Annotated in this window: 5 protein-coding genes; 4 read left to right on the forward strand and 1 reads right to left on the reverse strand. The window is 62.8% G+C overall.

From position 1 onward, the window contains the following. Nucleotides 1-165: 165 nt before the first annotated feature. Nucleotides 166-1,296 (reverse strand): cell division protein ZapE, encoded by a 1,131-nt coding sequence (gene zapE, locus PMI35_RS06190; RefSeq protein WP_032831983.1) that lies wholly within the window; start codon nt 1,294-1,296, stop codon nt 166-168. 244 nt (nt 1,297-1,540) lie between these two features. Here zapE and PMI35_RS06185 point away from each other — a divergent pair, with 244 nt between their 5' ends. The 4 genes from PMI35_RS06185 (at nt 1,541) to PMI35_RS06170 (ending at nt 6,388) form a co-directional block, all read left to right on the forward strand. Next, entirely contained in the window at nt 1,541-2,014 is a 474-nt protein-coding gene (locus PMI35_RS06185; RefSeq protein ID WP_008064197.1) for a MarR family winged helix-turn-helix transcriptional regulator, read from the forward strand. Beyond that, complete coding sequence (locus PMI35_RS06180; RefSeq protein ID WP_008064198.1) at nt 2,011-3,480, forward strand: efflux transporter outer membrane subunit; 1,470 nt, start codon at nt 2,011-2,013, stop codon at nt 3,478-3,480. Before PMI35_RS06185 ends, PMI35_RS06180 begins: the two co-directional genes overlap by 4 nt. A gap of 15 nt (nt 3,481-3,495) precedes the next feature. Next, a complete protein-coding gene (locus PMI35_RS06175) occupies nt 3,496-4,698 on the forward strand; it encodes an HlyD family secretion protein (RefSeq protein ID WP_008064199.1) in 1,203 nt (400 codons plus the stop codon). 160 nt (nt 4,699-4,858) lie between these two features. Continuing rightward, on the forward strand, nt 4,859-6,388 hold the full coding sequence (locus PMI35_RS06170) for a DHA2 family efflux MFS transporter permease subunit (RefSeq protein WP_008064201.1): 1,530 nt from the start codon (nt 4,859-4,861) through the stop codon (nt 6,386-6,388). Nucleotides 6,389-6,466: the final 78 nt, after the last annotated feature.

Genomic DNA, 6,466 nt, shown 5'->3' on the forward strand with positions numbered 1-6,466 from the left:
TAAGTGGCCGTTACCGCAGCAACGGATATGTACTCAGAAAACAATCTCCCACAAGCTTCGACCCGGCATGGACCAACGTTGGTAGAGGCCCCGATGGAGGTCGTGTTGACGGACAGGCTCAGGCTGCGATCTTTTTCTTCAACCCCCGCAGCAAGTTGCCCAAACTCAAACCCCCTCCCTTACCTCCACCAATTGCCCCAACCGGCTACGTGTACGCGCCAGGTCTATAGCATCACCACCCAGGCTTTCGCGCAGCGAGCGCTGGCCCAGCAATGTCAGGTGCTTGTCCTGGTCATACAAAACGTCGACCAGGTTGATGAAGCGCTGCTGGGCGGCAATCGGGCAGTCGGCGAGGTCGGGCAGGTCGTCGATGATCCAGTGATCGAAGCGTCGGCACAGTTCCAGGTAATCCATGACCGCAGTGGGGTGGTCGCACAGGTCGCTGAAGGTAAAGCCGACGGTGCGTCCTTCGCAATAGCGGGCCGTTAGATGGCGAGTACCGACGGGCAGGGCAATGGCCGGTGCGTTCGGCCCTGGCAGGTTCGATGCCTGGCGTTGCGCCAGCGTGGCGGGCCAGACGTAGCGGCCCTGGGTGAATAGTTGGTGCGCATGGTGTCTGGCCTGGCTGCGGTAGTCGTGGGGGCCGCCGACTTCCATGACCTGCATGCGCGCATTGATCAGGTCGATCACCGGTTTGAAGCGCGCATGGTAAAGCGGGTTGGGCAACAGGCCTTCCGGCGGGTAATTGGAAGTGACCAGCAGCAGGATCCCGCGGTGGAACAGTGCCTTGAACAGCCGCGTGATGAGCATCGCATCGCCGATGTCATGGACGTGAAACTCGTCGAAACACAGCACCCGGCAATCGCTCAGCAATTCATCCAGCGTGGTCGCCAGCGCATCCGGTTGGTCGCGATGGGTGAACATGCCCTCGTGCAGGCGGGCAAAAAAACCGTGGAAGTGCAGGCGCTGCTTCTGGGCAAGGGGGATCGCCTGGAAAAAACCGTCGAGCAGCCAGCTCTTGCCGCGCCCAACGGCGCCGTGCAGGTAAAGCCCGGGCAGTGCCTTGCCCGTGGTGCCCAGCAGCTTTGAGGCGTGCTGCGCCATGCAGTCGATGACCCGTTGCTGGCTATGGCTGAGGGTGTAACCCTGGGAACAGGCCTTGCGGTGAAAGTAGTCGTGAATTACCCGCGCATGTGCGCAGTGACGGTCAGGGCCGGCCGATACCTGGCCGAAGAGGCGGCGCAACGCTGGCCAGCGCGGTGTGAGTCGCGAATGCTTGGGTGGTCGAGCGGCCACTGTGATGTCCCCGTGATCTTCAGTCCGGCTCCTTGAGCCGCGGCGGCATAGTTTAACCAGTTGGGTAGTTTTGCTTCCAGTTGTGCCGTCGGTTTTGCGAGCGATGAGGTCGGTAAATCAGCCGAATATCCGACGCCATCGGTCAAGTGATTACTAAGCAACCTAACAATTACGTTGACATTGACTGCCTAGGCAGTAATATCTCGACATACATTCACTGCCTAGGCAGCTAATTGGTGTTCAGATGAAACATTTCGCGCCAGACGATTTCCACAATTGCCACCTCGGCCTCCTGCTCGGGCGCGCTGCTTTGCTCAAGGACCGGATCATCGACACGCACATGGAACCCCACGGGATCACCGCGGCGCAGTTCAAGGTGCTGATCATCATTGCCCAGTACGGCGTCGATTCGCCGGGTGAGCTGTGTCGGCACCTGTCCCTGGACAGCGGTTCGATGACGCGCATGCTCGATCGTCTGGAGCAGAAAGGTTTCCTCGCACGCCAGCGCTCCGAGGCAGACCGCCGCCAGGTGCAGTTGGTGCTGACCGAGGAGGGCCGGAAACTGGCCGATCTTCTGCCGCACATCGGCGCCGAAGCCATGAATGAACTGGCCGGCGCCATCACTCCGGAGGAATTGAAAACCCTGGAGTCGATCCTGAAGAAAATCCTGATAGCGGCCGGTGACTCGATCACCCTGCTGCGGGTAGGTGACCAATGAACATTAAAACCTTGCGCAGCGGTCTGAGCATGGTGCTGATGGCCATGACCATGGCCGGTTGCGCCAGTTACAGTGGCCTGACCACCGAAGGCGTCAGCCTCGACGCGAAGAACCTCAAGGCCGGGCAATCCCTCAGCGGCGTGACGCTGTCGCAGGCCGCCTGGCCGAAAAGCGACTGGTGGAAAAGCCTCGGTGATCCGCAGCTCGACGGCCTGATCCGCGAAGCCCTGCACGACAGCCCCGACATGCAGATTGCCGACGCCCGCGCCCACCAGGCCAGCGCCGCCGCCTACGCCGCCGACGCTGCGCGGATGCCGACCCTGGATGCCAGCGCCGGCGTCAGCCGTTCGCGCCTGGCCCGGGACCAGGACCCGCTGGGGCAGGGCGACAATTACTCGACCGTGCGCAATATCAGCGCCATCTTCAATTACAACTTCGACCTCTGGGGCGGCCAGCGTGATGCCTGGGAAGCGGCGCTGGGCCAGGCCCGTGCCGCCGAAGTCGACCAGCAGGCCGCGCAGTTGACCTTGTCCGCTGACGTGGCCCGCGCCTACAGCGACCTGGGGCAGGCGCACATCGTCCATGACCTGTCCGCCGAAGACCTCAAGCGCACCCGGCAAATGCTTGAGCTGAGCCAGCGTCGCCTGAGTTCCGGGATCGACAGCCAGTACCAGTTCCAGCAGACCGAGAGCCTGGAAGCCACCTCCGAAGCCAATCTGATCGACGCCGAGAAGCGCCTGCAAAGCGCCAAAATCGCCCTGGCCGTGCTGCTTGGCAAAGGCCCGGATCGCGGCAATGAAATCACCCGGCCGAACATTCTCAAGCCGGGCGCCGTGGCCTTGCCGTCGGTGCTGCCGGCCGAACTGCTCGGACGTCGTCCGGACCTGGTGGCCGCGCGCTGGCGGGTCGAGGCGGCGAGCAAGAATATCGATGCCGGCAAAACCCAGTTCTATCCGAACTTGAACCTCAGCGCCGCGGCCGGTGCCGAATCATTGTTGGGGGACGCGATGTTTGGTTCGGCCAGCCGCTTCTTCAATGTCGCACCGACGATTTCCCTGCCGATTTTCGACGGTGGCCGTCTGCGTGCCGACCTCGATTCCCGCGACGCCGACTACGACCTGGCGGTGGCGCAGTACAACAAAACCCTGGTCAGGGCGCTGGGCGACGTCAGCGACAGCATCAACCAGTTGCGTGACATCGGGCGGCAGATCGTGGCCCAGCAACACGCCACCGACATCGCCCAGGACTCTTACAACACCGTGGTCCAGCGCTACGGTTCCGGCATCGGTAACTACCTGGACGTGCTCAGCATCGAGCAGCAGTTGCTCCAGGCCCAGCGCCAGCTGGCCAACCTGAATGCCGAGCAGATCGACCTGTCGATCCAGCTGATACAGGCGCTGGGCGGCGGTTTCCAGCCTGAGGCCATTGCCTCGGCCACTACCGCGCCCGCCACGCTGACCCAATAATTCAAGGAATTTGTCATGGCCACTGCCGATACAACGCCAACCGCTGAAAACACCCCGGCCAATCCCGATTCGGGCAAGCGCAAGTTCATGCTGCTGGCCTTGGCCGTGGTGGTCGCGCTGAGCGGCGCGGGCGTCTGGGCCTACCACGAGTTTTACGGGCGCTGGAGCGAAAGCACCGACGACGCCTATGTGAATGGCAACGTGGTGGAAATCACCCCGCTGGTTACCGGCACCGTCGTCAGCATCGGTGCCGACGATGGCGATCTGGTCCACGAAGGCCAGGTGCTGGTGAACTTCGACCCGAACGACGCCGAAGTCGGCCTGCAAAGCGCCCAGGCCAACCTGGCCCGTACCGTGCGTCAGGTTCGCGGCCTGTACAGCGACGTCGACGGCATGAAAGCCCAGGTCAACGCCCAGCAAGCCGAAGTGCAGAAAGCCCAGGACAACTTCAACCGGCGGAAAAATCTCGCCGTCGGCGGGGCGATTTCCCAGGAGGAACTGTCCCACGCCCGCGACGACCTGACCTCGGCGCAAAACGCCTTGGCCAACGCCCAACAGAAGCTCAAGACCACCGCCGCACTGGTCGATGACACCGTGGTTTCATCGCACCCGGACGTGATGGCCGCCGCTGCGCAATTGCGCCAGGCCTACCTGAACAACGCCCGCAGCACCCTGATCGCACCGGTCACCGGCTACGTGGCCAAACGCACCGTGCAACTGGGACAACGGGTGCAGCCGGGGGAGGCGCTGATGGCGGTGATTCCGCTGGATCAGTTGTGGATCGACGCCAACTTCAAGGAAACCCAGCTGCGTGACATGCGTATCGGCCAACCGGTGGAGATCGAAGCCGATCTCTACGGCAGCAGTGTGAGATACAGCGGCACCATCGACAGCCTTGGCGCCGGCACCGGCAGCGCGTTTGCCTTGCTGCCGGCGCAGAACGCCACCGGCAACTGGATCAAGATCGTGCAGCGGGTACCGGTGCGGATCCACGTCAACCCCCAGGAGCTGGCCGAGCATCCCCTGCGCGTTGGCCTGTCGACCATGGTCGAGGTGAACCTGCGTGACCAGAGCGGCCCGGTGCTGGCGCAACAGCCGCCGCAAAAGGCGTCCTTCAGCACCGGCATCTATGACCGCCAGTTGACCGAGGCCGACGCCATGATCACGCAATTGATCCACGACAACAGCGCCGCGGTCAGCAAGACCGCCCATCGCTGATTCGCCAATCCGCCATCACACCGACCCCCTGTGGGAGCGAGCCTGCTCGCGATAGCGTCCGGTCAGGCAGCATTAGTGTTGAATGTAATGCCGCCTTCGCGAGTAGGCTCGCTCCCACAGGGTTAGCTGCGACCGACCGCCCAGTTTCAAAGGATTCGCGATGAGCAATAACGCCTCTTTCACGCCCCCCAGCCTGGTGCTCAGCACCATCGGCCTGTCGCTGGCGACCTTCATGCAGGTGCTCGACACCACCATCGCCAACGTGGCGCTGCCGACGATTTCCGGCAACCTGGGGGTGAGTTCGGAGCAGGGCACCTGGGTCATCACCTCGTTCGCGGTGAGCAATGCCATCGCGTTGCCGCTGACGGGCTGGCTCAGCCGGCGGTTCGGTGAGGTAAAGCTGTTCCTGTGGGCGACCATTCTGTTCGTGCTGGCCTCGTTTCTCTGTGGCATTTCCACTTCGATGCCAGAGCTGATCGGCTTTCGGGTGCTGCAAGGCCTGGTGGCCGGGCCGTTGTACCCGATGACCCAGACGCTGCTGATCGCCGTTTATCCACCCGCCAGGCGCGGCATGGCCCTGGCGTTGCTGGCAATGGTCACGGTGGTCGCGCCGATTGCAGGGCCCATCCTCGGCGGCTGGATCACCGACAGCTACAGCTGGCCGTGGATCTTCTTCATCAACGTGCCGATCGGCATCTTCGCAGTTATGGTCGTGCGTTCGCAGCTCAAGGCGCGGCCGGTGGTGACCAGTCATCAGCCGATGGATTACGTCGGTTTGATCTCCCTGGTCATCGGCGTCGGGGCGTTGCAGGTGATCCTCGACAAGGGCAATGACCTGGACTGGTTCGAATCGAGCTTCATCCTCATCGGCGCGGCCATTTCGGTGATTGCGCTGGCGGTGTTCGTGATCTGGGAAATGACCGACCAACACCCGGTGGTCAACGTGCGGCTGTTCGCCTACCGCAACTTCCGCATCGGCACCCTGGTGCTGGTGTTGGGCTACGCCGGATTCTTCGGGATCAACCTGATCCTGCCGCAATGGCTGCAAACCCAGATGGGCTATACGGCCACTTGGGCCGGCCTGGCGGTGGCGCCGATCGGGCTCCTGCCGGTGCTGATGTCGCCGTTTGTCGGCAAGTACGCGCACAAGTTCGACCTGCGCTTGTTGGCGGGCCTGGCGTTCCTGGCCATTGGCCTGAGCTGTTTCATGCGTGCCGGCTTTACCAGCGAAGTGGACTTCCAGCACATCGCCCTGGTGCAGTTGTTCATGGGTATCGGCGTGGCGCTGTTCTTCATGCCGACCCTGAGCATCCTGATGTCGGACCTGCCGCCGAGCCAGATCGCCGATGGCGCGGGCCTGGCAACGTTCCTGCGGACCCTGGGCGGCAGCTTCGCCGCGTCGTTGACCACGTGGATCTGGATTCGCCGGGCGGACCAGCACCATGCGTACATGAGCGAAAGCATCAGCACCTATGAGCCTGCCACCCGCGAGGCCCTGCATGCACTGGGTGGTGCGAGCAACCCGGCGTATGCGCAGCTCGACCATGTGTTGACCAGCCAGGCGTACATGCTCTCCACCGTGGACTACTTCACGTTGCTGGGGTGGGCGTTCATGGGGTTGATCGTGATCGTCTGGCTGGCGAAACCGCCGTTTGCGGCGAAGGCGGGGCCGGAAGCATCCGGGCATTGATTGGCGGTGCCTGCTAAAAGATCGCAGCCTTCGGCAGCTCCTACAGGGTTATGTGTACACCTGTAGGAGCTGCCGAAG

The organism is Pseudomonas sp. GM78 (genome assembly GCF_000282475.1).
Lineage (GTDB): Bacteria > Pseudomonadota > Gammaproteobacteria > Pseudomonadales > Pseudomonadaceae > Aquipseudomonas.

Excerpts from the sequence above, each read along its gene's own strand:
- PMI35_RS06185 (WP_008064197.1), top strand. The coding sequence starts at position 1,541 with ATGAAACATTTCGCGCCAGACGATTTCCACAATTGCCACCTCGGCCTC.
- PMI35_RS06175 (WP_008064199.1), top strand. The coding sequence starts at position 3,496 with ATGGCCACTGCCGATACAACGCCAACCGCTGAAAACACCCCGGCCAAT.
- PMI35_RS06170 (WP_008064201.1), top strand. The coding sequence starts at position 4,859 with ATGAGCAATAACGCCTCTTTCACGCCCCCCAGCCTGGTGCTCAGCACC.
- PMI35_RS06180 (WP_008064198.1), top strand. The coding sequence starts at position 2,011 with ATGAACATTAAAACCTTGCGCAGCGGTCTGAGCATGGTGCTGATGGCC.